Origin of the sequence: Chondromyces apiculatus DSM 436 (assembly GCF_000601485.1) — a bacterium.
Lineage (GTDB): Bacteria > Myxococcota_A > Polyangia > Polyangiales > Polyangiaceae > Chondromyces > Chondromyces apiculatus.
The window spans coordinates 1-25415 of record NZ_ASRX01000087.1 but is presented as its reverse complement, the minus strand read 5'-3'; the positions used below and the strand labels follow the sequence as shown (position 1 = coordinate 25415).

19 protein-coding genes are annotated in these 25415 nt (G+C 70.0%); 11 read left to right on the top strand and 8 right to left on the bottom strand.

The genetic code is table 11. From position 1 onward, the window contains the following. Nucleotides 1-14 precede the first annotated feature (14 nt). Genes CAP_RS37480 through CAP_RS37470 form a run of 3 tightly spaced genes read left to right on the top strand, consistent with a single transcriptional unit; the run spans nt 15 to nt 3297 of the window. Nucleotides 15-797 (top strand): TerC family protein, encoded by a 783-nt coding sequence (locus CAP_RS37480; protein WP_044249890.1) that lies wholly within the window; start codon nt 15-17, stop codon nt 795-797. A 59-nt stretch (nt 798-856) separates the two neighbouring features. Then, the gene (locus tag CAP_RS37475; protein WP_044249888.1) at nt 857-2701 is read left to right on the top strand and encodes an adenylate/guanylate cyclase domain-containing protein; all 1845 of its coding nucleotides are present in this window, start codon (nt 857-859) and stop codon (nt 2699-2701) included. A gap of 32 nt (nt 2702-2733) precedes the next feature. Next, a complete protein-coding gene (locus CAP_RS37470) occupies nt 2734-3297 on the top strand; it encodes a response regulator (RefSeq protein WP_231511929.1) in 564 nt (187 codons plus the stop codon). Nucleotides 3298-3531: 234 nt separating this feature from the next. Here CAP_RS37470 and CAP_RS37465 read toward each other — a convergent pair whose 3' ends face one another. The 5 genes from CAP_RS37465 to CAP_RS37445 form a co-directional block, all read right to left on the bottom strand. Continuing rightward, complete coding sequence (locus CAP_RS37465) at nt 3532-3834, bottom strand: hypothetical protein (protein WP_044249881.1); 303 nt, start codon at nt 3832-3834, stop codon at nt 3532-3534. Between the two features lie 297 nt (nt 3835-4131). Continuing rightward, entirely contained in the window at nt 4132-4932 is an 801-nt protein-coding gene (locus CAP_RS37460) for a hypothetical protein (protein WP_197041520.1), read from the bottom strand. A gap of 86 nt (nt 4933-5018) precedes the next feature. After that, nucleotides 5019-5600 carry a hypothetical protein gene (locus CAP_RS37455; RefSeq protein WP_044249877.1) on the bottom strand — a complete coding sequence of 194 codons (582 nt, stop codon included), beginning with the start codon at nt 5598-5600 and terminating at the stop codon, nt 5019-5021. Continuing rightward, entirely contained in the window at nt 5593-6312 is a 720-nt protein-coding gene (locus CAP_RS37450; protein ID WP_052376674.1) for a molybdopterin-dependent oxidoreductase, read from the bottom strand. The genes CAP_RS37455 and CAP_RS37450 overlap by 8 nt, the downstream gene beginning before the upstream one ends. Nucleotides 6313-6349: 37 nt before the next feature. Beyond that, nucleotides 6350-8452, bottom strand: a complete 2103-nt coding sequence (locus CAP_RS37445) for a S9 family peptidase (RefSeq protein ID WP_370866019.1) — start codon at nt 8450-8452, stop codon at nt 6350-6352. Nucleotides 8453-8622: 170 nt separating this feature from the next. Between CAP_RS37445 and CAP_RS37440 the strand changes: the two genes are divergently transcribed. Beyond that, the gene (locus CAP_RS37440) at nt 8623-9723 is read left to right on the top strand and encodes an STAS-like domain-containing protein (protein ID WP_052376673.1); all 1101 of its coding nucleotides are present in this window, start codon (nt 8623-8625) and stop codon (nt 9721-9723) included. Between the two features lie 21 nt (nt 9724-9744). Here the strand turns inward: CAP_RS37440 and CAP_RS46445 are convergent, their stop codons facing one another. Beyond that, nucleotides 9745-10863: an SUMF1/EgtB/PvdO family nonheme iron enzyme gene (locus tag CAP_RS46445; RefSeq protein WP_156041493.1), complete on the bottom strand. Its 1119-nt coding sequence runs from the start codon at nt 10861-10863 to the stop codon at nt 9745-9747. Between the two features lie 65 nt (nt 10864-10928). Further along, nucleotides 10929-12176 (bottom strand): sterol desaturase family protein, encoded by a 1248-nt coding sequence (locus CAP_RS37430; protein ID WP_052376671.1) that lies wholly within the window; start codon nt 12174-12176, stop codon nt 10929-10931. 27 nt (nt 12177-12203) lie between these two features. Here CAP_RS37430 and CAP_RS37425 point away from each other — a divergent pair, with 27 nt between their 5' ends. The 6 genes from CAP_RS37425 (at nt 12204) to CAP_RS37400 (ending at nt 20477) form a co-directional block, all read left to right on the top strand. Then, nucleotides 12204-14042 carry an ABC transporter ATP-binding protein gene (locus CAP_RS37425; RefSeq protein ID WP_044249864.1) on the top strand — a complete coding sequence of 613 codons (1839 nt, stop codon included), beginning with the start codon at nt 12204-12206 and terminating at the stop codon, nt 14040-14042. A 170-nt stretch (nt 14043-14212) separates the two neighbouring features. Beyond that, nucleotides 14213-15406: an acyl-CoA dehydrogenase family protein gene (locus tag CAP_RS37420; RefSeq protein ID WP_044249862.1), complete on the top strand. Its 1194-nt coding sequence runs from the start codon at nt 14213-14215 to the stop codon at nt 15404-15406. A 146-nt stretch (nt 15407-15552) separates the two neighbouring features. Then, on the top strand, nt 15553-16809 hold the full coding sequence (locus CAP_RS37415; RefSeq protein ID WP_044249860.1) for a PepSY-associated TM helix domain-containing protein: 1257 nt from the start codon (nt 15553-15555) through the stop codon (nt 16807-16809). An 81-nt stretch (nt 16810-16890) separates the two neighbouring features. Then, nucleotides 16891-17814 carry a 5'-3' exonuclease gene (locus CAP_RS37410; protein WP_044249858.1) on the top strand — a complete coding sequence of 308 codons (924 nt, stop codon included), beginning with the start codon at nt 16891-16893 and terminating at the stop codon, nt 17812-17814. A 181-nt stretch (nt 17815-17995) separates the two neighbouring features. Continuing rightward, nucleotides 17996-19186, top strand: coding sequence for a hypothetical protein (locus CAP_RS37405; RefSeq protein WP_063748813.1), 1191 nt, complete (start codon nt 17996-17998; stop codon nt 19184-19186). Then, on the top strand, nt 19173-20477 hold the full coding sequence (locus CAP_RS37400) for a hypothetical protein (protein ID WP_044249855.1): 1305 nt from the start codon (nt 19173-19175) through the stop codon (nt 20475-20477). The genes CAP_RS37405 and CAP_RS37400 overlap by 14 nt, the downstream gene beginning before the upstream one ends. Before the next feature lie 270 nt (nt 20478-20747). On the opposite strand, the gene CAP_RS37395 is transcribed toward CAP_RS37400, so the two are convergent. After that, nucleotides 20748-23567: a serine/threonine-protein kinase gene (locus CAP_RS37395; protein WP_197041519.1), complete on the bottom strand. Its 2820-nt coding sequence runs from the start codon at nt 23565-23567 to the stop codon at nt 20748-20750. 582 nt (nt 23568-24149) lie between these two features. Here CAP_RS37395 and CAP_RS55395 point away from each other — a divergent pair. After that, nucleotides 24150-25415, top strand: a 1266-nt coding sequence (locus CAP_RS55395; protein ID WP_063748812.1) for a serine/threonine-protein kinase, incomplete at its 3' end; no start/stop codon positions are given.

The following is a 25415-nucleotide window of genomic DNA, read 5'->3' as shown; positions in this document are numbered from 1 at the left end:
GACATCGGAACAACATGGACTTCAGTCCTCTTCTTCATGCTGATGGCTGGATCACCCTTGCGACCCTGAGCGCCCTCGAGATCGTGCTCGGGATCGACAACATCGTGTTTCTCTCGATCATGGTCGAGCGCCTGCCCGAGAAGCAGCAGCCGGTGGCGCGTCGCGTCGGCCTGCTCCTCGCGCTGGGCATGCGCTTGCTCCTGCTGCTCACCATCTCCTGGGTGATGAGCCTGAAGGCCACGCTGTTCACCCTGTTCGGCCACGGGTTCTCGGGGCGGGATCTGATCCTCCTCGTCGGTGGCCTGTTCCTGGTCGGCAAGGCCACCCACGAGATCTTCGACAAGCTGGAGGTCTCGGAGGAAGAGCATGCGCAGGGGGGCAAGGAGCGCAGCTCCTTCACCTCCGTGATCATCCAGATCATGCTCCTCGACATCGTGTTCTCGCTCGACTCCGTAATCACCGCGGTGGGCATGGCGCAGGCCGTCTCGATCATGGTGATCGCCATGGTCCTGGCGGTGGGGGTGATGCTGGTGTTCGCCGGCAGGATCGGGGCCTTCATCAACCGCCACCCCAGCATGAAGATCCTGGCGCTGAGCTTCCTCATCCTGATCGGCGTGGTGCTCATCGCCGACGGCACGGGCCAGCACGTGAGCAAGGGCTACGTCTACTTCGCCATGTTCTTCTCGCTCGCCGTGGAACTCATCAACATGCGCCTGAAGCTGCGACAGCGGTCCCCCGTGAAGCTCCACAACAAGGTCCCTGGCGGAGAGCACCACGCCGTCGTCGGAGAGGGCTGAGCCAGCGGAGCGCGGGCGGATCACAGGCAGGCAGAGACGCCACTCCCAGAGGAGCAGGCATGCGCGAGCCGATCGTCATCGAACGCCACATCGCGTGCCGGAGTGACCCGCATCAGCTCTGGTCGCTGGTCACGGACACCGAGCGGCTCAACCGCGCCGCTGGCCTGGGACGCCTCACCCTGAAGCCCCTCTCGGGGTCGACGGCCGCGCGCTACCACGTGGCCACCCGCATCGGGGCGTTCCAGGTGGAGTTCGAGGAGCGCCCCTTCGAGTGGGTGTACCCGCGCACCTTCCGGGTGCTCAGGCGCTTTCGCTCCGGCCCGGCGGCGCTCCTGGAGCTGAGCTTCCTGCTCGACCCCAGCGACGGTGGCACGTCGCTCACCGTGCGCGTGTCGGTCACCCCGGCGCTGCCGCTGGTCTCCCCTCTGCTCCGCATGCAGGCCTGGCACGGCCTGAGCCGCCTCGCGGAGGAGATCCAGCGCCTCGACCGCGAGCACGCGACCGAGGGGACCGTGGACGACGCGCCCGCCCGGACTCACCCCGCGGCCGCGGTGAACGAGGTGGCCCTGGCGCGCGCCGTGACCCTGCTGCGCCGCGCGGTGCCCGACCTGGCAGATCGCCTGGCCGCCCTGCTGCGCGAAGAAGACGACGTGACCGTGGGCCGTATCCGTCCGTTCGAACTCGCCGATGCATGGCACCTCGAACGGCACGCCTTGCTCGCGGCCTGCCTGCACGGGGTGCGGGCGGGAATGCTCGAGCTGCGCTGGGAGGTCATCTGCCCGAGCTGCCGCACGGCCACGGACGCGGTGCCCACGCTCTCCGATCTGACGGAGCACGGCCACTGCCAGCTCTGCGAGCTGAACTTCAACCTCGACCTCGATGAGGCGGTGGAGGCGGTCTTCAGGCCCGCCCCCGCGGTGCGCCTGGTGGACACGGGGACCTACTGCATCGGGGGCCCCGCGCGCACGCCTCACGTGCTCTCGCAGGCCATCCTGCCGCCCTCGGACGTGGGCCGGCTGGACATCCCGACCGCCCAGGCTTCCCCTGGCGCCGGGCCATCCTGGCGTTACCGGCTCTTCGTGCGTGGAGGGGCGAGCGCGCCCGTGGTGGTCACCGAGGAGGCTGCAGCATCCACCCGCGTGGACGCCGCCGATCCCGGCGCGGCGAGCCCCATCCGGGTGGCCCCCGGAGGGGTGCTCTTGCTGGAGAACCGGAGGCCCGCGGAACTCCACGCGAAGCTCGAACAGCTCGTCTTCGCAGAGCAAGGCGCGACGGCCCGGATGGTGACCAGCCTCCCCGAGTTCCGCCGCGACTTCTCCCGCGACATGCTCCGCCCGGGCAAGGCGCTCAAGGTCTCGCGGGTGACCCTGTTCTTCAGTGATCTGACCGACTCGACCCTGCTCTACTCACGCCTCGGCGACGCGGCAGCCTTCAAGCTCGTGCAGGATCACTTCGACCTCCTGTTCCCGGTCCTGGAGAAGCACGGGGGTGCCGTGGTGAAGACCATCGGTGACGCCATCATGGCCACGTTCACCGACGAGACCGAGGCGCTGAAGGGCTCCCTCGCGGTGCTGGCGGCCTTCGAGGACCTGCGCACACGCGACGCGCATGCCGCCCGCACCCACCTCAAGCTCGGCCTCTACACGGGCCCCTGCTACGCGATCGCCGCCAACGGGACCCTCGACTACTTCGGCCAGACCGTGAACATCGCCGCCCGGCTCCAGGGTCAGGCCGGGAGCGGCCAGCTCGTGGTCGAGGCAGCCCTCGCCGACCGTGCCGTGCTCACCGGAGCCCTGTCAGCCGACTGGATCGTGGAGCGCGCCACGGCCTCCCTCAAGGGCGTCGACCACCCCCTGGAAGTCGCCCGCCTGCAGCATCCAGCAGCCTCAGGAAAAGCTGGATAGGATCTGCGCAGTTCTCTACGCAAGCCCTGGACATGGGCCTCGCTCAGCACCACAGCAAGGACGGTAAAGCACCCAGCGTTGCCGTGTGCGCTTGGCACGAAACAAGCCGAGCCAGCGATTCCCTCTCTGGGAACCACGGCGTTGCGGGCCCCAGCATCCTCGACGAGGTAGGTGTGCGCGCAGACAGCAGCAATCAATCCGGCAAACATGTGGATGGATGGACGGTGATGCTCGTCGACGACGACGAGGCCATCGTGGATACCTTGCGCGATGTACTGGAAGCCGAAGGCTATCGGGTGGAAGCATTCACCGATGCGCTCCTGGCTCTGGAGCGCCTGCGCGCTGGCGTGCACGTGGACATGCTGGTGCTCGATTGTGTGATGCCGACAATGGACGGACGGCAATTCATGGAAACCCTCGATGCCGAGGGCCGGTCCCTGCCCATCGTCCTGGTGACTGCGCTGTCCGATCCAGGCTTCTGCGTCGATACCCGCCACCCGCTCGTGACGGCGCTGATCAACAAGCCCTTCGATCTGGACCAGCTCCTCGAAACCCTGGATTCACTGCGCGTCCGCCGCTCGGCCCGGGCGGCGTGAGCGCCCCCCCTCCCTCGCCGAGGTACCGGGAGATGGCCCCCCGATCACGGGGGGGAATGGCTCCTCGATAACGGGAGAATGGCTCCCGGCTGCTTGCTGGTGGCTTCCGGGATTCAGATGTCGGGGAGAGGAGTTGCAGGAGATCGGGAAAGGACGAGCGGCGGCGGTGGTCTATACCCCGTCCCCCTCGATCTCACGCCCTCGCTTCGAACGAAGGGCATTGCAGAGCGCGGCTCAGGCGCTGCGGCGAACCGACGCGGCGCAGGTGCGACGCACCTCGGACCACTCCCAGAGGAGCAGGCCCGCCACCATCGATTTGCTGCAGTCGAGGGCGTCGTAGAGCGCCCTCTCCTCCGCCTTCCCCCACGCGGTCACCCTGATCTCCAGATCGAGACGCATGTCCGGCGTGAGCCAGGCACGGAGCTGGACGCCAGGCACGTCGATCTCGAGGCTCTCCCGATCGCTCGACGTCTGGACCGGACGAGTGCCGCGTGTCGCCTCGTATACCGTGCGAATCAGTTCAGTCTGGATAGCCATACAACCTCTCCCCTGCCGCCAGGATGCAGGCCAACGTCCCCCGCACATACCCCCGTGCGGTGAAAACGTAGATCCCGCTCAGAAACCACCAGTGCAGCCAACGTAGCATGACGCCCTTGGCGGAGAAGCTCGCGAGATCAACTGCTTATGCATCAGGGAAGTGGCCCCAGAGGGTCGGGAAGCACCCCAGGCTCAGGGCGATGCACTAGGGAGGGACCGTAGCTGCAAGGGTGAATCTCATGAAGCCGGGCGCCCTGGGCAGACCTAGCCCCTTTGATTATCAGGCGCCGCCCGGCTTTATTTCTGCCGCTCCGAGGCCTTCGCTTTCGCCGCGTCCAGCTTCTTCTGGGCCTCGGCGCGCTTGCGCTCCGCCGCGAGCAGCACCTCCTCGGCGGCGCGCGCCTCGGCCTCTTCCTGGAGCCGCGCCTCCTCTTCCGCCTCCTCCTGCAGCTTCGCGAGCAGGTCCTCCTGCTTCTGCAGCCGATCGCGGAGCCGCAGCACCCCCTGCTCCACCTCGGACACCGAAGGTTTCCGCTGGCTCGTGTCGCGCAGGAAGAACCGGTCGCCGAAATCGCGGGGCAGGTTCAGATCCGGGCGCTTGTGGGGCAGCTCCGCCACCTGCCCGTAGGTCGTCAGGCGCAGCGCATTGAGCGTGTCGACGAATGCCTTGCGGGCCCCCATCATCACGAAGTCCGTGCGCCGCTGCGTCGCCTGGGCCAGCGCGGTGACCGCCTGGTCTGCCTCGATGACCCGCTCCGCGAGCTGCTGCCCGTAGCCCTGTAGCGTCGGCGGTGCTTCCTCGGCGGTCAGCGACGGCACCCAGTCGCGCATCGTCGCGAGCTGCTCACCGAGCACCGGCCGCTTCAGCTTCCAGGGCGGCGCCGCGCCGTAGTACCGCAGGTAGCGCTCCGCCTTGCGGTTGCCGCCCAGCTCCGCGAGCAGCGCGCTGGAGATGGCCACCGCCAGGACGTCGAAGGCATCGTCGATGGCCACGACGCGCGCCTCGGCGAGGGCGATGGCCCCCGGCCCCGGAGGCCTCCTCTCCCGGAACATCCTCGCCCCCGCAGACCTGGAGGCCTCCTCTCCCAGAAAACCCACGCCCCGGCCCCGGACCCCCCCTTGGCCAGACCACAGATCCTCCTGAAGAGCCCTCCTGAGGAGGCCGCTGTCCCTCGGCCTCCGGGTCAGGGCCCGCCCGAGAAGTGCACGTAGAGCACGGGGACCAGCACCCCCACGAGCAGCCAGAGGCCTCCTCGGCCGAGCAATCCGCGGCGACCAGGAAGCATCAGCACGCCGCTCACCGCCAGCACCAGGAGCCCCACGGCGTATGTGTCGGCCACGTAGGTCCAGGCCTTCTTGCCCCGGTTGAGGTGCAGCCAGTTGGCCATGCGCAGGAGGAACCTGGGCTCCTGCCCCTCGTCCACCACCCGGCCGGTGCTCGGCGTGACGTGCAGCGTGCGCCGCTCGAACACCACGTCGAGCTGGTCGTCCGCGGCCCGGTACACCTCCTGGGGGGTGTCGCGGATCGCGAGCCGCGCCAGCACGGTCTGCGCAATGCCTTCGTCATTGCCCGCGAGTGGCCCTCCCAGCTCGTGGACCTCCTCGTGGTTCCTGAAGTTCGGGTCCCAGTCCGCGATGTGGTTCACCGCGAGGCCGCTCAGCGCGTACACGAAGGTGAGACCGACCGCGACATGCCCGAGGTCCCCGTGGACGACCCGCACCAGACCACGCCACGAAAAGCGCCTCCCGCGCGGCTTGTCAGCCATACCGCTCCTCCTTCCAGGGGTCGGCGTGGTTGTGGTAGCCGCGGGTCTCCCAGTATCCCGGTCGATCCCGCGCCGAGAAGCGGATCCCGGTGAGCCATTTCGCGCTCTTCCAGAAGTAGAGATCCGGCACGAGGGCCCTCGCCGGCGGGCCGTGGGGTCGGCTGAGCGGCTTGCCTCCGTGCTGGTGCGCGACGAGCACGCCGGGCGCGAGCGCCTCCGAGAGCCGCACGTTGGAGGTGTAGCTGTTCGCCGCCTCGAAGATCACGTAGCGCGCCGTGCTCCTCACCCGCACCAGCTTGGCGAGCTCCGCGAGCTGGACGCCGCGCCAGGTGGCGTCGAACATCGACCAGCCCGTGACGCAGTGGACGTCGCAGGTGAGGTCGGTCTGCGGCAGGGCCAGGAGCTTCGCGAAGTCGAGCGTGACCGGGTTCTCCACCTCGCCGTGCACGTGCAGCTTGAAGCTGGCCGGGCTCGGGTCCCCGGGATCGCCGCCCATGGGCTTGAGGGCGTCGATGATGCGCTGGCCGGGAGGGAGCCGCGGGCGCCCGTCTGGACGCTGCGTCTTGGCCCGGGGGTCGTCTGCCGCGGCGACCACGTACGTGCCGCCGCCCAGGGCCACGAGGAGGGTCCCTGCGGCGGCGTTCTTGAGGAACCGCCGCCGCTCCAGGATGCGAGCAACCTCGGGATGCGTGTGCAGCTTGGAGGGGTCCATCACCCGAGTCTACGCCGGGTGTGCGGACCGGTTTCGCTCAGCGCTTCGGCAAGGCCTCGCTCAGCCCGTAGACCGAGTCGGCACCGGCCGGCACCTGGATGGTCGAGCCCTTGAAGTCCTCGCCCACCGGCTGGTACGACCCTCCGAGGCACTGCGCCAGGAAGGTCTCGGCCACGGCGTAGAAGGAGAGCCGGTTCTCGGGGCGGGCGAACCCGTGGCCCTCGTCGGGGTAGAGGGCGTAGGTCACCGGGATCTTCTTGTCCTGCATCGCCTTGACAATCTGGTCGCTCTCCGCCTGCTTGACCCGCGGGTCGTTCGCGCCCTGGCCGATGAGCAGCGGACGCTTGATCGCGTCGACCTTGGTGAGCGGCGAGCGGCTGAGGAGGAGCTGCTTGCCCTCCTCCGTGCGGGGATCGCCGACCCGCTTCGCGAACTGCTCCAGCATCGGGGCCCAGTACGGCGGGATGGACTGGAGCAGCGTCAGCAGGCTCGACGGCCCCACGATGTCGACGCCGCACGCGAAGGTGTCGGGGGTGTACGTCAGGCCCACCAGCGTCGCGTAGCCCCCATAGCTGCCGCCCATGATGGCCACCTGCTTGTCGGCGGCGATCTTCTGGTCACCCAGCCACTTCACGCTGTCGAGCAGGTCGTCGTGCATCTTGCCGGCCCACTCCTTGTCGCCCGCGTTGACGAACTTCTTCCCGAAGCCGGTGGAGCCCCGGTAGTTGACGCTGAGCACCGCGTAGCCGCGGTTCGCGAGCCACTGGTGCATCGGGTTCAGCCCCCACCCATCGCGCGCCCAGGGCCCGCCGTGGACGAGGAGCACCGTCGGCAAGGGCTGCGCCGGCCTCGCGTCCCCGTCCGGATCGGAGGCGACCGGCAGGGTCAGATAATTCACCAGGTCCAGGCCATCGCGGGCCTTGACGATCACCGGCGTCATCTTCGCGAGCTGCGCCTTCTCCAGCGCGCTCTGGTTGGTGAACAGGAAGTCGGCCTTCTTCTTGGCGCGGTCGTAGAGGTAGTAGCGGACCGGCCCGTTGGAGAGCACGTAGGCGACGGTCCACTTGCTGTCGTCGAGGGTGCGGCTGATGACGTCGAAGTCCCCGTCGGTGACCGTCTTCAGCGCGTCGAAGTCAGCCTGGAGCGCCTTGTCGATCACCTGCCACTGGCGCCGCTCGTAGTCCGATTTGACCGCCTGGATCTTCCCGGTCTTCGGGTGGGCCATCACGCCCTGGATGTCCGCCTTCGAGTCCTGCGCGAGGACCGTGGCCTTGCCCGCGGCGTCGAGGGTGACGAGCGCCGCGGTGTCCCGCCCGCGGCTGTCGAAGAAGTACAGGATCTTGCCCGCGGCGTCGTACCCCAGCGGGTTCGTGGTGAGGCTGTCCTCCTGCCCGTAGGCGATGAACGGCTTGGGCTCCTTCCCGCTCAGGTCGAGCACCTCTTGCCCTCCCGTGCCCAGCATCTTCGACCCGAGCCGCGCCTTGAAGGCGTCGTCGGTGATGATCTCCGAGAACTGCTCGTTCTTGTAGATCAGCTTGCGCTCGCCGCTCTTGAGGCTCACCCGGTACAGGTCGTGGTACTTCTTGTCGCGGTCGTTGAGCCCCACCACGATCTCACCGGGGATCTTCTCGCTGAGCCCACCGAACTCCGCGCGCGCGCCCTCGTAGGGGGTGAGGTCCTTGGTCTCGTTGGTCTTGAGGTCGACGGCGTAGATGTGGAAGTTCTCGTCGCCGTCCTTGTCCTGCAGGTAGACGAGGTGCTGGCCGTCGAAGGGCCAGAAGAACATGCGGATCCCCCGCTTGCGGTCCTGGGTGACCACCTTCGCCGCCTTGAGGTCGCCGATCGGCGCCACCCACACGTTGAGCACGCCCTGATCGGGCGCCAGGAACGCCAGGTGCTTCCCATCCGGGCTGATCCGGGGCGCGGCGCGCTCCGGATTGCCGAAGAGCACCTTGCGCGGGATCAGGTTGGCGTCCGCGCGCGGGGCCTTGATCGGCATCGCCGCGGCAGGGGGCGCCACCGCGGGGTTGGCGGGACTGGCGGCCGGGGGTGCCGAGGGCGGCGCCGGCTCGGCGGGTGGGGCACCCGAGCACGCACTGAGCAATGAGAGACCAACAATCGTCGTGAGGGAACGAAGAATTCTCATGATTCCTCCCTTTCGCGGGCGCCGTCTTAGCCGCCTTTCCTCCGGCGGTCGACCCCGACTGAGGACGGTTTCCGCACTGCGGGGATGTGAAGGCCATCAGGTCGCGTTGACAGTCGAGTCATTCTAAGTTGACAATCATTCGCGATCGGGTTTACAAAACGAACGTGAGTAGCTCCGCCCCGCCCTCCTCCAGGGGGCAACCGGCCCGCACGGCAAAAATCGACGCCTTCATCCTCCAGAAGGTCACTGCACACCCTGGCGATATCGCGAAGCTGGTCGCGGAGCGGTTCGGAATCTCCCGTCAGGCGGTGAATCGTCACCTGAAACGACTGATCGACGAGGGCAAGCTCGTCGCTTCTGGAGCGACCCGCAGCCGACAGTACTCACCAGTCGTCATAGCGGGCGAGAAATTTGAGCTGCCAGTCAATCCCTCGCTCGATGAGCACGACGTCTGGAGAGCTCGTGTTGGTCCGCGGCTTGAAGGTGTCACCAAGAATGTGAGTGACATCTGCCACTATGGCTTCACGGAAATGCTCAACAACGTCGTGGATCACTCAAGAAGCAGCACGGCGACGGTCACGGTGAGCCGTACGAGCGTGTCGATCATTTTCGTCATTCACGACGATGGTGTGGGCATCTTCCGTAAGATCTCGGCCGCTCTCGCCCTTCCTGACGAGCGTTTTGCAGTGCTGGAACTCTCCAAAGGCAAGCTGACGACGGATCCGAAGAGACACAGCGGAGAGGGGATCTTTTTCACCTCCCGGATGTTTGACACCTTCATGATCGAGTCCGGTGATGTCTCACTGGTTTGTACTAGTGGGAAAAGCATGCTGTTCGACAAACGAGAGCCGTATCAACCTCTCGAAAATTCGTTCGCTGAAGAAAGCGTAACGGGCACACGGGTCATCATGAAGATCAGCACGCTGAGTGGAAGAACGATGACCGAGGTCTTCGACCGCTTCTCGGACACTCTCGACGAGAATTACGGATTCGTGAAGACGCTCGTCCCCGTCTCTCTCGCACGTTTTGGTGACGAGAACCTCGTCTCCCGCTCGCAAGCCAAGCGCCTGCTGGCCAGGTTCGAACGCTTCAAGGAGGTCGTGCTCGACTTCAGTGGTGTCGAGACGGTAGGGCAGGCATTTGCGGATGAGATCTTCCGCGTCTTTCCGGGTGACCACCCCAACACGCACCTGCTCTGGATCAACACGACGCCCCAGGTGGAGAAGATGATCCGGCGAGCCATCGCCGCCAGGACGTCTGGCTGAACCGCAACCCCTCGTTCGCCCTCAGTGGGTGGCGTCCACCGCGCCCGGGCCGAGCAGCGTGCCGCACATCGTCTTGCAGAGGATGTCCTTGTCCGAGCAGTCGCACTTGCCCTGCTTCTTCAGCTCGAGCTTCTCCTTGATGGCATCGAGCGTGAAGCCGGCGCGCCGCTCCACCTTCTGCAGCGACCACCCGTCCTGGATCTGCCGCTCCGTGCGCGGATCCGTGGGCTTGCCGTCGGCCTCGCCGCAGCAGCGGAAGCTCAGGAAGTAATAGTAGAAGTCCTCGTCGTGCGTGTAGATCTTGGGCCGGCACTGGTTGCGGACGCCCTTGTACCAGGGCCCTCCGCTGTGCACGCTGTCGAAGTCGCCGCGGCGGCTGTTCTTGGGCTGCTCGCTGGACACCACCTCGTCGGCGTTCGCCGGCAGATCCGCCACCCCGAAATCGCTGATGCATTGCGGCTGCGAGCCGCTGCGCACGCCCTTCCAGAGGCGCGCCAGCTCCTTCGGGTCCCGCTTCGCCACCGCCTTCATGTTGGGGTCGTCCCAGGGGTGGTCGCCATTGCACTTGGCGGCGTCGCGCACGTAGCCGTAAGGGAATGGCTTCATCTCCGGGCCCTCGCAGGCGAAGGTCCACTCCGACTCGCTGCACATGCGCTTGCCCACCGCCGCGCACTTCATCTGCGCCTGGTGGAAGCGGTTCATCACCTCGGGGCGCTCACCCTTCACGTTCGGCCACTCGTAGGTGTCGATGCAGTAGCGCTTCTTCACCTTCTGCCCGATGCAGCGGGCGGTGGGCTCGAACTCCTCGCACACGGTCTTCTTGTTCGACTTGTCGAACCAGCTCTTCTTGCAGGTGTGCTCGACCTCGGTGCAGTACTCGCCTTCGACGAGCTTCATGTCGGCAGGACATGACGCAGGGCCCGCGGGCTCAGCCGCCGCGCTGGCGGAGGGCGCAGGTGCAGGCCCGGGGTCGGCGGAGGGGCTCGCAGAGGGTCCGCTCGCCGCGACCGCAGTACCGGGGGTGAACGGGGGCGGCGTCGCGGGTGGACCGGCCACGGGAGGGCGACCCGCAGGCTCGGGGGGCGCCGCGGAGCAGGCGAGGAGCAGCGTGGAGGCGAGGAGGAGCAGCGATCGACGCATAAGGCCGCGCCGGGATGGCAGAGGGGGGCGTGGGCGTCAACCGCGGGGAGGCGGCACGGCCGGGATCACGACGCCGACACCAGGGCCGGCGCCTCGCTCACCCGCCTGCGCAGGTAGCGCCCCACCCACAGGGAAAGGCCGAGCGCTACGGCCACGGCTCCCGCGGATGCCACCGCGAACGTCGACGTCCCTTGCGCGAGCCACACCACCAGGCCCGCCGCAGCCGCGAGCCGCGCCCACTCCAGGGGCACCGCCCACGACTTCGCCTCGACGAGGCCACCCCACGTCGCCGTCCCCAGAAGGACGACGCCGGCTCCCCACGAAAGCTCGGCGAACGACATCCGCGCCGCTCCCCAGAGCAGCAGCGTCGTTGCAGCCACCATCCCCGCGAACCCCAGCGCGCCGTACAGGTTGAGCCCCCGGGGCACCACCACGGCGTACTTCCGCTGCGCCTCGCGGCTCACCTCGGGCACGGTCACCGGGCCTCCCAGATCGGCGGGCATCCACTCCGGTGGCATCACCCACACGAGGAGCTTGTCGCGCAGGCGCCGGGTGCGGCGCGACCTGTGGAGCAGCTCGGCGAGGTGCTCCACGTTGGCCCACAGCGGGTTGAAGCTCCGGAGCGGCTTCACGGTGCCGTACACCGGCTCGTCCACCTCCGCCGTGAAGGTGCCGAACATCCGGTCCCAGAGGATGAAGATTCCCGCGTAGTTCTTGTCGATGTAGCGCGGGTTGATGCCGTGGTGCACGCGGTGGTGCGAGGGCGTGTTGAGCACGCTCTCCAGCCAGCCCAGCTTGCCCACCGCGCGGGTGTGGATCCAGAACTGGTAGAGCGTGTTCAGCGTGGTCATGGCCAGGAACATCAACGGCGGGAAGCCGACCACCGCGAGCGGCAGGTAGAAGATCCAGGAGGTGAAGCCTGTGAACCAGCTCTGCCGGAGGGCCGTGGAGAGGTTGTACTCCTCGCTCTGGTGATGGACGATGTGCGTCGCCCAGAAGAACGAGATCCGGTGGCTCGCCCAGTGGTAGACGTAGTAACCGAGGTCCACCCCGAACAGCAGCACGAGCCACGCGAAGGGCGCGCTCGGCGACAGGGTGGCGACACGGAAATGCTCGTACACGAACGCGTAGCCACCGAACCCCACGGCGGCCATCAGGAGGCCGATGACCTGCTGTCCCGAGCCGCAGCTCATGCTCGTGATGGTGTCGTGGAACGTGTACCGCAGGTCTCCCTGCCGCCGGTTGACGAGCATCTCCGCGCCGATGAGCACGACGAAGAAGGGAACGGCGAGCGCGATGTACAGGGCGTTCACGGGACTCTCCTGCGAGCATAACCATTCATGAGCACCGGCGAGAAGACCCTGGCCTCTGCGCCACGCTCCGCCTCCATCTGGCGCATCCTTTCGCTCGCCCGCCCCGAGCGCGGCCGCATCGCCCTCGGCCTGGTCTGTCTGGCCGTGGGGAGCGGCGCGGGCCTGGTCTTTCCGCAGGTCCTGCGCCGCATCGTGGATGGCGCCCTCGGCGAGGGGGGCGCCGGTCTCGCCGCGGTCGATAAAGCGGCAGCGTGGCTCGTCGCCGTCTTCTTCGTGCAGGCCATCGCCACCGCGGCGCGCGCGGCGATCTTCACCATCGCCGGCGAGCGCGTGGTCGCCCGCCTCCGGACCCAGCTCTTCGACCGCCTCCTCGAGCAGGAGATCGGCTTCTTCGACGAGCGGCGCACCGGAGAGCTGACGAGCCGCCTCGCCTCGGACACCGGCGCCCTCCAGAACGCCGTGAGCGTCAACATCTCCATGGCGCTGCGCTTCGTGGCCTCGGTGATCGGCGGCGTCGCCCTCCTGTTCTACACCTCGCCCCGCCTCACCGCGCTCATGCTCGGCGTGGTCCCTCCCATCGCCCTCGGCGCCTTCGCGTACGGCCGCCGCGTCCGCAGCCTCGCCCGCGAGGTGCAGGACGCCCTGGCGCGCTCCAGCGAGGTGGCCGAGGAGAGCCTCGCCGGCATCCGCACCGTGCGCGCCTTCGCCGCCGAGCCCACCGAGATCAGGCGCTACGCCGCCGCCGTCCTGGAGGCCTTCGACGTCGCCCGTCGCCGCGCCCGCATCAGCTCCACCTTCATGGGCATCGCCAGCTTCGCCGGCTACGCCGCCGTGGCGCTGGTGCTCTGGTACGGCGGGCGCCTGGTGACGCGGGGCGAACTCACCGTCGGAGGCCTGACCTCGTTCCTCGTGTATACCCTGCTCGTCGCCTTCTCCCTGGGCGGCCTCACCGACCTCTGGGCCGACTTCATGCGCGCGAGCGGGGCTGCCGACCGCATCTTCGAGATGCTCGACCGCAACCCGGCCATGTCCCTCGCGACCGGCGAGGAGCCGGGGCACGTGGAGGGGCACCTCGACCTCCAGGGCGTCTCGTTCGCCTACCCCTCCCGCCCCGACGCCCCCGTGCTCCGCGGCATCGATCTCACGGTCCGCCCCGGCGAAGCGGTGGCGCTCGTGGGCCCCTCGGGCGCTGGCAAGTCGACCATCGCCTCCCTCCTCCTTCGCCTCTACGACCCCACCGAGGGCCGCGTGCTCCTCGACGGCCGCGACCTCCGCGACCTCTCCCCTGCCTGGCTCCGCCGCCGCGTCGGCGTCGTCTCCCAGGAGCCCCTGCTCTTCTCTTCGAGCATCGCCGAGAACATCCGCTACGGCCGCCCCGACGCCACCGACGCCGAGGTCGAAGCCGCGGCCATCGCTGCGAGCGCCCACGACTTCATCACCCGCTTCCCGGACGGCTACCGCACCCGGGTCGGCGAGCGCGGCGCCCAGCTCTCCGGCGGCCAGAAGCAGCGTGTCGCCATCGCCCGCGCCGTCCTCAAGGACCCTCAGATCCTCGTCCTCGACGAGGCCACGAGCGCCCTCGACGCCGAGAGCGAGCACCTCGTCCAGGGCGCCATGAGCCGCCTCATGCAGGGCCGCACCACCCTCATCATCGCCCACCGCCTCTCCACGGTGATGGGCGCCGATCGCGTGCTCGTCCTCGAAGGTGGCCGCCTCGCGCAGGCCGGTACCCACGCCACCCTCATGGCCGAGGAGGGACTCTACCGCCGCCTCGTCGAGCGACAGCTCACCGGCGCTCCCCTCGCGTCTTCCGCTCCACCCGCCCCACCCGACACGCCGCCCGTCACACCTGACCACGTCGCCTGAACTCGGTTTCCCAGGTTCGTCCCAGCTCCTCGGCTCGGCGTTCGAGCAAAGTCACGGGGGTAGCGACCATCGGGAGCGTAGGGACCGTGGGTCCCTGCGCCAGGGTACGCAGTACTCGACAACCGGCCCGCTTCCGCGGTCTCCTGGCCCCGAGGAGGACCAGGGGCATCATGGATTTCGACCTATCTCCCGAGCTCCGCGCGCTGCGCCACGAGGTGCGCGCCTTTGTCGACGAACGGATCATCCCTGCCGAGGCGGCCATCGTGGCCGAGGACCGAGAGCGCCAGTACGGCACCCTCCGCGGCCTCCAGGCCGAGGCGCGCGCGGCTGGCCTGTGGACACCGCACTTGCCCCCCGAGCATGGCGGCCGTGGCCTGGGGATCATGGGCATGTGCGCCCTCTTCCGCGAGATGGGCCGCTCGCCCATCGGCGCTCGCGTCTTCCACTGCGATGCCCCCGACCAGGGCAACATGGACCTCCTCCTCAGCGCTGCCTCCAAGTCCCAGCAGGACCGCTGGCTCAAGCCCCTCTGTGCTGGCGAGATCACCAGCACCTTCTGCATGACGGAGCCTGCTCCCGGCGCGGGCGCCGACCCCTCGAACCTCCGCACCCGCGCCACGAAGGACGGGGATGGCTGGGTCATCGACGGCCACAAGTGGTACTCCACCGGCGGCGGCGACGCGGCCTTCCTCATCGTCATGGCCCGCACCAGCGACGACCCCAGGAGTGGCGCCACCATGTTCCTCGTCGACCGCCACGCCGAGGGCGTCGAGCACGTGCGCGACATCCCCGTCATGGCCGAGCCCCTCCTCGCCCACCGCGAGGCCGAGCTGCGCTTCCACAGCGTCCGCGTCGGCGACGATGCCGTCCTCAGCGCGGTTGGCGACGGCTTCCGCCTCGCCCAGAAGCGCCTCGTCCCGGCGCGCCTCACCCACTGCATGCGCTGGCTCGGCCTCGCCGTACGCGCCCTGGACCTGTGCAAGCAGTACATCTCCACCCGCCACAGCTTCGGCCAGGTCCTCGCGCGCCATCAGATGATCCAGAAAATGATCGCCGAGAATGCCGCGGCCATCCATGCCGGCAACCTGATGACCTTTCACTGCGCCTGGATGATCGAACAGGGCAAGGGCACCGAGGCGCGCCCGTACTCCTCCATGGCCAAGAACCACGTCGCCCGCACCTTGCTCAAGGTCCTCGACGACGCCATCCAGATGCACGGCGGCCTCGGCTTCAGCGACGACATGCCCTTCGCTGCCTGGTACCGCCACAGCCGCGCCGCGCGCATCGCCGATGGGCCCGACGAGGTGCACGACATGGTGGTCGCCCGCGACTACCTCACCCGCGGCATCGAGCTGCTGGTGTGAGGAGCCCGGCCGCTCATTGTTCGCGTCGACGAACACTCTCGCCGGCCAGCTCCCCCTAATCGCCAGCGCCCGCGCGCCGTAGGCTTCTGCCCCCGAGGAGGCCCCCGCACCGTCCCTCCACCATCGCCTGGCGGCCCCCGCTCCCCATGACGCTCCCCCTGCGCAAAGCCATCTTCTGGACCCACCTCGTCGCCGGCGCCATCGCTGGCCTCGTCATCGCGCTGATGTCGTTCACCGGCGTCGCCCTCGCCTTCAAGCCCCAGATCATGCAGTGGGCCTCGCAGGAGACCCGGCACGCACCGCCGCCGTCTCCCGGAGCGGCGCGCCTCCCTCTGGAGGACATCCTCGCGCGTGTACGCGCTGCCTCTCCCGAGACGCGCGAGGCGCGCCCCACCGCGATCACCCTCGACGCGGACCCGAACGCCACGGTCGCCGTCGCCTTCGGCCGCGCGGGTACCCACCAGGTGAACGGCTACACTGGCCAGGTCCTCGGCGAAGCCGCGCCCCGCTGGACGGGCTTCTTCCGCCTCATGGAGGACCTCCACCGCTGGCTCGGCGCCAAGGGAGAGAACCGCGACCTCGGCCGCGCCGTCACTGGCGTCAGCAACGCCGCCTTCCTCGTCCTCGCCATCACCGGCCTCTACCTCTGGTTCCCCCGCAAGTGGACCTGGCGCAACGTGCGCGCCGTCCTCTGGTTCAAGCGCCACCTCGACGGCAAGGCGCGCGACTTCAACTGGCACAACGTGATCGGCCTGTGGAGCGCGCCGGTGCTCATCGTGCTCACCGCCACCGGCATGGTCATCTCCTACAAGTGGGCCTCCAACCTGGTCTACACCGTCACCGGCAGCGAGCCTCCCGGCCAGCCTCCCGCGCCCGTCATCACTCCCCCGGCTCCCGACGCGAAGCCCCTCGCCCTCGACGCGCTCGTCGCCCTCGCCGCGCAGCAAGCGCCGCCCTGGCAGCAGATCACCGTGCGCCTCCCCGAGGGTCCCCCGCCCTCCCGCGCGGATGCTGCGCCTTCCTCCACGCCTCCCGCCCCGCCACCCGCGACGCGACCCGCCGACGCGGTCCGCATCTCCGTGCGCGACCGCGACCCGTGGCCCCTCTTCGCCTCGCCCCAGCTCACCTTCGACCCGTACACCGGCGCCGTCGTGGCCCGCGAGGACTTCGCCGCGTACTCCACGGGCCACAAAGCCCGCCGCTGGATGCGCTTCCTGCACACGGGTGAGGCGCTCGGCGTCGCAGGCCAGGCTGTCGCCGCCCTGGCCTCTCTCGGGGGCCTCTTCCTGGTGTGGACGGGCCTCTCCCTCGCCCTCCGGCGCTTCGCCCGCTGGCGTCAGCGTCGCGCCGCCAGCACCCGCTCCTCCGCAGATCTCACCGACTCCTCCGCAGAGTCCACCTGACCTCCGAGCCCGGCCCTCCCCGGTGCCCGATCGCACGGCCCTCCACCCTGACGCCGCCGACCCGCGCCCCATGCTCTCGGGGTGAGTGCTCCCAGCGACGAACCCCGCCCCGTCCTCCTCCTCGACGCCTTCTCCCTGTTCTACCGGGCCATGCATGCCCTTCCACCCATGTCCACGCGGGCGGGCGTCCCCACCGCGGGCCTTTATGGCCTCAGCGTGCTCCTCCTCAAGCTCTTCCGCGAGCAGCGCCCCCTCGGCGGCACCTTCGCCCTCGACCTGCCCGAGCCCACCTTCCGGCATACGGGCTTCGAGGGCTACAAGCAGGGCCGCAGCGAGGCGCCCCGCCCCGAGGGTGCGCGCGAGCAGCTCGAACGGCTGCCGAGCCTCATCCAGGCCTCCGGCCTCGCCGCCCTCTCGTCTCCCGGCTTCGAGGCTGACGATGTGCTCGCCACCCTCGCCCGCGAACTCGCCGAGAGAGGCCAGCGCCCCCTCGTCGTCTCCGGGGATCGCGACTGCTTCCAGACCGTGAAGGGCCCCGCGCGCATGCTCTACGTCGCCCGCGGCGTCGAGGCCACGCTCTACGACGAGGCGGCCGTCGTCGCCCGCTACGCGCTCTCCCCCGCCCTGCTCCCCGACTACATCGCCCTCGTCGGCGATCCCTCCGACCGCTTGCCGGGCGTCGCCGGCATCGGCCCGCGCATCGCCGCGCGCCTCCTCCAGCGCTTCGGCAGCATCGCCGCCCTCGTCGCCCAGATCGACGCGGTGGACCCGCCGCGCATCCGCGAGGCCCTCCGGCCCCACCTCGAACGGCTCGTCTTCTTCCGCGACCTCGCCGCCCTGCGCGACGACGTCCCGCTCGCACCTGGACCGCGCTTTCGTCCCCTCGACACCGAGGGCCTCTCCCGCATCTTCGCGGAGCTCGAGTTCACCTCGCTCCTCCCCCGCCTCACCGCCCTCGCCGCCCTCGCCGCCCAGCGCGACGACGTCCGCCCCGCTGCGGCGTGACGCCACCAGGAGCCTCGCTGACAGGCTCGTTCGCGCGATCCTCGCGCGCTCTGCCGTGCGCTCTGGCATCTCAGAGGATACCTGCCGAGGAAGCGGCGCCCTGGAGATCGACGGCGCACCACGCCGCCATGCCGCCTGGGACGCGCGCCGACACTCCTCGGGGCGAGAGCGATGCATGTCCATGTTCACCCTCGTGACCACCAGCCTGGCGCTCGTTGGCCTCGCGACCGTCGGCGCCGTCCTCGCCCTCCACGCCTTGCGCAAGAGGCGGCAGCATCACGTCCACGCCAGCGCGGCCGACGACCTCCGCACCGAGGTCTCCGTGGTGCGCCGCGAGCTCGAGCTGCGCAACGCCGACTGCGACCGGATCGCCAGGCATTACGCCCGGCTGAAGAACGAGCTCCGGGAGAAGGAGGAGTGCCTCGTGAACCTCGACAGCGACATCTCCTGGCACCGCGAGCAGCTCGCCCTCCGCCCCCCGCGCACGCGGCGGACCTACCGGATCCTCACCCTGGGCATCAAGTACACCGGCAAGACCTCGCTCACCCTCAAGTGGGCGAACCCCCTCATCGACCTCGGCGCCCTCAAGGGCACCAAGACCGAGCGTTACGAGCGTACTGTCAGCGTGACTGCCTCGAACGAGCGCCTCGTCGAGCACGTCTTCGAGATCCACGACTGGGGCGGAGAGCACATCGTCGACGCCCAGCAGGAGATGATCCTCGAAGAGATTCACGGCCTCCTCCTCGTCGTCGACCTCGCCGGCAAGGACGGCAGCGCCGTCGACGAGGCCCGCATCCGCGCCCAGCTCCGCGCCTTCCAGCCGGAGGTCCTCCGGTTCTTCTTCGGCCCGAAGAACCTCTCCACGTGCAAGACGGTGGTCCTGTTCATCAACAAGTCCGACGTCCTCTCCGGCACGTCCGCCGCGGTCGAGGAGGCCGCGAGGGCCTGCTACCGCGAACTCATCGGCGCCCTCGAACAGTACCGCCCCCTCATCGACCTGCGCGTCCTCGTCGGGTCCGCCATCTACGGCCACAGCACCCACCACCTCTTCGCCCACTTCGTCGAGCGCATCCTCCCGAAGAGCGGCCACGACACCCAGCTCCTCCAGCGCCTCAAGCCCATCCCCACCCTCCATCCGGCCCCCACCATCGCCACGGCCGGCTCGCTGCCGCCGCCCCGCGCCTCGCTGCTGCCGCCCCGCGCGTCCCTCCAGCCCCCTGTACGCGCTGCGCGCCTCCCGCATGCTGCCCGCGCCACGCTCCTCCCGCCGCCGGACGAAGGCGCCCTCGCCGCGTACCGGGTGCACCCCTCGACCGCCGCGATCACCATGAACGGGCGCGCGCGCCTCTGGACGGGCCATGTCCCCCGCTGAGCCCAGGGGCACCTACGGCCCTCCGCCGTACCGCGCACCCGAGGGGGCCACGTGGCTCCACGCCCTCCACGGCAACGTCCCCGAGCACCAGATCGACTTCATCTGCTGCCCCGAAGCGCCCCAGGGAGCCTTCACCCACACCCATCTCGGCCACCTCGGCCGGCTGATGCCGTACATCGACCCTGCGGGCGGCGCTCCCTTCGCCTTCGCCATCGGCAACCTCTCCCGCGACGACACCCAGCACGAGCCCGGACACGGCGCCATCGCCTTGCTCTTCGGCCTCCGCATGATCGGCGAGACCGACAGCCTCGGGCGCCCCGACCCGCCCCTCGCCCACGCCATCGTCGCCGTCGACCGCGAGCTCACCGCCGACGCCCTCCTCGCCGCGACGCTCACCCTCCACGGCCACCTCCTGGGCGGCGCAGGCCAGTGCACCCCCGAGGCCTTCCACCGCCAGTATGTGCACGCCATGGCCACGTCTCCCGCCGACGTCCCCGACTTCCTCGCCTGGTACTTCGCCGGCTTCCACGACCTGCCCTCTCTCCGCGCGAGCACCCTCGCCAGGCACCTCTCCCGCAGCACCGACACCCGGCCGCGCCGCATCTTCCTCCTCCTCGACGGAGACCACACCTTCGCGCGCATCGCCCGCGCCGCCTCGCGCATCGCCGCCATCCTCTACCGGTCTGGCCAGCGCTGGACGGCCATCACCTTCGGCAGCAGGGTCGACATCGCGGGAGGCCTCTCCGTCGCCTTCGTCCCCTCCCCTCCCGACGACTTCGGTCCTGACGACCTCGTGCTCCGCCTCGCCGACCTGCCCGAAGATGACAGCGGCATCGCCCGCGCGCTGCTCCTCACCCGCCCTCTCCTCCAGCGGATGAAAGACTTCCCGCTGCGGCGCACGCCACGGCCGCAACGCGCACCGCGTCCAGGCGACACCTCGTCCCTCCTGCAACGGCTGCTGCGGCGCAGCCAGGCCTCGACTCCCGGCATGCCGCCCGGATCTGCCGCTGGCGCGACCCGCTCCCTCGGCCCCGTGTCCAGCCGGAGGACGCCCCTCTCCCCGCCCTCCAGGCCGGGATGGCGCAACGCCGTCCTCACCGCGGGGGACTCCGAGGCGCCCCTTGTCTCCCGCACCGCGCCCCCGCGCGCCGTGTGGCTTCACCTCGGCGTCTTCGCGACGCTGCTCATCCTCGCCAGCGCCTCTCTCCTCGCAGCGCGTGGCCGCACCACCTCGCACCCGATGACGCCCACCGCGGTCCACCCCCAGAGCCACGCCCGCCCCGTACACTGAGGTTTTTACACGGCAGGGGCTCGCGCCCCCGCCCCTCGCCGAGCAAAGCTCGTCGGGGCCCCCACTCCGAGTCTCCACGAGGGAACTCGCATTCCCTCGCGCGGACCGCTCTCGCCAACCGCCACGCAGTGCCCTTTGTCGCAGCGTCGCGCGCTGGGTTTCCTTGGAGTTCGTCCCAGGTCCTCGGCGCGGCGTTCGCGCGAAGTCACGGGGGTAGCGACCATCGGGAGCGTAGGGACCGAAGGTCCCTGAGCCAGGGTACGCAGTACCTTACAGGGAGGGAGGCTTGCTCACGCACTGACCGCGGTGCACGTAGCGCGGCCGCTTGCACCACGCGGGCCCTGCCTTGTCGGCGGGGGCTGCCGCGGGCGCGCCCGCGGACACTGCGCCTGGACGCGCCGCCTCTCGGGCATGGTGGGGGTTCTTTGCCGCGGCCGGCGGGGCTGCCTCGCCGGACTCCTCGGGCTCCTCATCGAGGATGATCTCCCGCACCTTCATCGCTTCCGAAGGCTCTCCCGAGGGAAGCTCGGACGGCTCCACGGCGGGCGCTGCAGCGGGCGCCTCGGCCTGCAGAGACGCAGCCGGCGCAGCCGAGGTCACCGCCACGGGCAGCTCCATGCGCGGCAGCTCGCGCGCCAGGGCAGGGGAGGGTTGGGGTAGCAGCATGAACAGCGCCCCTGCCCCACCCAGCACCGTCACGAACAGCCCCGCGATCGCCAGGAACGCCGGACGGTTCAGCAGCGCAGAGGCCCGCTTCGTGGCCAGAGGCCCCTGGGGCACCGGGGTCGGCATCGCGGCGCTCGACGCCTGCGCCTGCGCGGCCAGTGCCGCTTCCAGTGGCAGCATGGGCAGCCCTCCGGGCGCCTTGTAGGGCACGGGCGCCGCGAACGGCAGACCGGGCGGCATTGCGCCCACTGCGTCTACCGCGCCCGCCGCGCTCGCTGCAACGGCTGGTGCGAGCCGCCCCGGTGCCGGCGCGCCTTGCATCCCGGGGACTGCAAACACTGGTACTGCCGGCGGCGCAGGAAGCGCCGGAACTGACCGACCGAACGGCGAGGGAGCACCAGGAGCCGCCAGCGCCGGAGCGCCCAGCGGCATGGGCGGCGTCAGCGCTGGCGGGCCCGACGGCAGGGGCGTGGTCAGTGCGGACGCTCCCTGCGGCGCCGACGCTCCCTGTGGTGCCGACGGTGTCAGCGCCGCCGGGGGTGCCAGCGCCGCCGGGGGTGCCAGCGCTGCCCCCATCGGGAGTGGAGGCGCCAGTCCAGCCAGCATCGGCGAGGGTGTGGCCGTCGCTGGCGACGCCTGTGGAAGCGGCGGAGGCGTGCCTCCCCCCAACGCCGCCGGATCAGCGGGCGCTGCCGGAGGCTTCATCACCCCCACGGCGGCCGCGATCTCCTTCAGGGCGGCCAGGGGCAGCGGAGAGAACGGCGACGCAGGATCCTGCGAGACGCGCACGGAAGGCAGCGCCAGCGCGTCCAGCATCGACGAGTGGAAGGGCAGCGTCTTCTCGTCGTCGTCGTCTGTCACCACCTCCTTCGCCACGGCGTCTGCGCTCCCTGGCGACGGTGACGTTGACGGCACCTCCGAGGACACTGCCACCGAGATGGGCGGCTCCGAGCGCATCGACACCGGCTCCTCGGCGCGCACCGAGGCGGGAGGCGTCGCGCGCATCGAGGCGGGCGAGGGTGCAACGGCCGGCTTGAGCCCGATCATCGACGCGCAGAACGGCCTGGTGATGTCGTCGTCGTTCTCTCTCCCCTGCGCATCGGTCCCCTGCACGCTCGGCGCGGCTCCGGAGAGCGGGCTCGGAGGCGGAGCGGGCACGGCGCTCCCCGCGCGGGTCACGCTCCCGGCGTTCCCCACGGGACGGCCGCCGCTCGCGTGCCCGGCGCTGCCCGCGTTGCCCACGTCGCCAGCGCTGCCCGCGCCGCCAGCATTGCCCGCGCTCCCGGCGCTCCCGGCGCTCCCGGCGCTCCCGGCGCTCCCGGCAGGCCCGGCACCGCTCCCGGCGCTCCCGGCAGGCCCGGCACCGCTCCCGGCGCCAGCGTTGCCTGCAGGTCCGCGGCTGGCAGCGACGACCGCGCTCGCCTTCACCGCTTGCCCCGCGCCGTTCGCGCGCTCTGCCTTGACCGAGATCGCGCCGTTCGCGCGCTCTGCCTTGGCCGCGCTCACACCGTTCGCGTTTCCTGCCTTGAGCGCGCTTCCCGCGAGCAGCCACGGGTCGCCGGTTCCCACGAAGGGCGCGAGCGTCTTCGCCACCTGCTCCGCGGGCCCCTGACGGTGGTCACGGTCGCGGCACAGGCACCCGGCCACGGCGTCGACGAGCCCCGGCACCACGTGCGGCGCGACCCGCGACACCCGGGTGATGTCCCCCTGCAGGATCTGCATCAGCAGCGCGCTGCTGTCGCCATGCCTCTGGAACGGGTACTGGCCGGTCAGCATCTCGAAGAGCAGCATGCCGAGGCCCCACAGATCCGACCGCGAGTCCACGTCGGCCGGCATGCAGATCTGCTCCGGGCTCATGTAGGGCAGCAGCTCGTTCACCCGCGCGGTCGACGCGCCTTCGGCGGGTGAGCCGTCCAGCGACAGGCCCAGACCCACGTCGAGCAGCTTGATGATCGGAGGCCCGTCCTCGGTCTCGCGGTGCAGGAAGACGCTGGAGGGCGTCAGGTTCCGGTGCACCACGCCCATCCCGTGCACGGCGGCGAGCCCCAGTGCCACCTCCCGGCCGATGTGGGCGGCCAGCGGCGGCGCGATGCGTCCCCGTCGGCTCAGCAGCTCGGCCAGCGGCTCTCCCTTGAGGAGTTGCTGGACCAGCACCATGGCTCCGCTCTCCAGCGTGACCAGATCGTAGATCTCCACCACGTTCCGGTGGCGCAGCGTCCCGCACGAGCGGGCCTCGCGATCGAGCCTGCGCCGCAGCTCGTCGCCCGGGGCCAGGAGCACCTTCACGGCCACCTCGCGGCCAGTGAAGACGTTGAGGGCCGTCCATGCCTCGCCCGCCGGGCCGCCGCCCATGCGATGGAGGAGCTGGTATCGCTCCGCGATCACCCTATCGGCGGCAAAGCTCGGCTGGGACGACGTGTGCACGTGTTCGTTATCGCGTTCGGAGGTGGTATCCATAGGTCGAGGTACGCGGGCCGCAGCATCGCCTCGAAACTCCTCACCGTCCTGGCCACGTACCCCGTCGAATTCGAAGTGGTGCGGACGGTGCAAGGCGACGTGGACCCTGCGCTAGGGCATTGGATGCTGCGCGCCGAGAGCGGATGCTCGCATTGCAGAGGAAATGGAGAGCGCGCATCAGCGCTGAATGGGCATAACTTCCCGGCCAGCGTGGCGAACGTCCAGCGACACGCGACACCATCGCCCCCCCGCGGCAGCGCGTCCGTGGACGGTCCGGAGGGAGGCGATCCGGTAGCAGCCGAAATTGCTCCAGCAACCTCCCGTTCGCGCCAGATCTCCGCGGCAACGCGGCGACCACCGCGATCCCCGGATCCAGGGGACGTGGTACGACATCGCCTTCCTGACGGGTGTCCATGGCACGGCTCCGGTGGTCCGGACGGAGGCACCTGGGATACAGTCGACGCTCGAAGGACCTGCGCGCGCCGTCGAGGCTTCACGCGACGCCACGCGACACCGCGCCACACTGCCAGCAAGACGCCACCGCCCACGATGCAGTCGACAGATCCCAAGATGGCGCCGACCCTGGCCTCTCCCGCCGAGACCCTCGCCCTCCCTCCTCCTCCGAGCCAGCACCCCGGCGCCCTGGTGGGCTCCCGCTACCGCCTGGTACGCATCCTCGGCACGGGCGGCATGGGCGCCGTCTGGCAGGCCCACAACGAGGCCCTCGACCTCGACGTCGCCGTGAAGCTCATCCGCCGCGACACCGCCACCGAGGTCTCCTCCGAGCGCCTGATGCGCGAGGCCCACGCCGCCGCGCGCGTCGATCACCCGTCCATCGTCCGCGTCTTCGATTTCGGCGAGACCGAGCACGGCGAGCCATTCATCGTCATGGAATGGATCCGCGGCGAGCCCCTCCGCGCCCTGCTCCTGCGCAAGAAGCGCCTCCCGCCCCTCGCCGCCGTGCAGACCCTCCTCCCCGTGGTGAGCGCCCTCGCCGCCGCCCACGCGAAGGGCATCGTCCACCGCGACCTCAAGCCCGAGAACATCCTCCTCGCCACCGACGAGCGCGGCGCGCTCCTCCCCAAGGTCGTCGATTTCGGCATCGCCAAGCTCCGCCAGCGCGAACACGAGATCCGCGTCACCCAGGAGGGCGCGGCCATCGGCAGCCCGGCCTACATGTCCCCGGAGCAGGCCCGCGGCCAGGAGGACATCGACGATCGCGCCGACGTCTGGTCCCTCTCCATCGTGCTCTACGAAGCGATCACTGGCCGGCTCCCCTTCGGCGGCAGGACCTACAACGCCCTGCTCGCCGCCATCCTCGAAGACGCCCCGGAGCCCCCGCCGGCGCTCGCGGAGATCGACGACGACCTCTGGCACATCCTCGAACGCGGCATCACCAAGGACCGCCAGCTCCGCTGGCAAAGCATGGACGCCCTCGGCGAAGCCCTCGGCCGCTGGGCCACCGCGCAGGGCGCCGAGACCGACGTCACGGGCCGCTCCATCGCGGTCACCTGGCTCGGCAAGCACGCGCGCCGCCCCTTCACCGACCCGCCGCCGCCCCCGGACGCCACCCTCTCCAGCGACGCCGCCACCCTCTCCCACGCGCGCCCACTGGACACCCCTGCGACAGCGAGCGCCACCACCCCCTCCGGCGCGCCCACCCCCTCCGGCGCGCCCACCCCTTCCGGCGCGCCCACCCCCTCTGGCACGCCCACCCTCTCCGGCGCCACCACCCCCTCTGGCGCGCCCACCCCCTCTGGCCCCCACCTCACCCTCTCCGGCGCGCCCACCTCCTCTGGCGCGCCCACCCCCTCT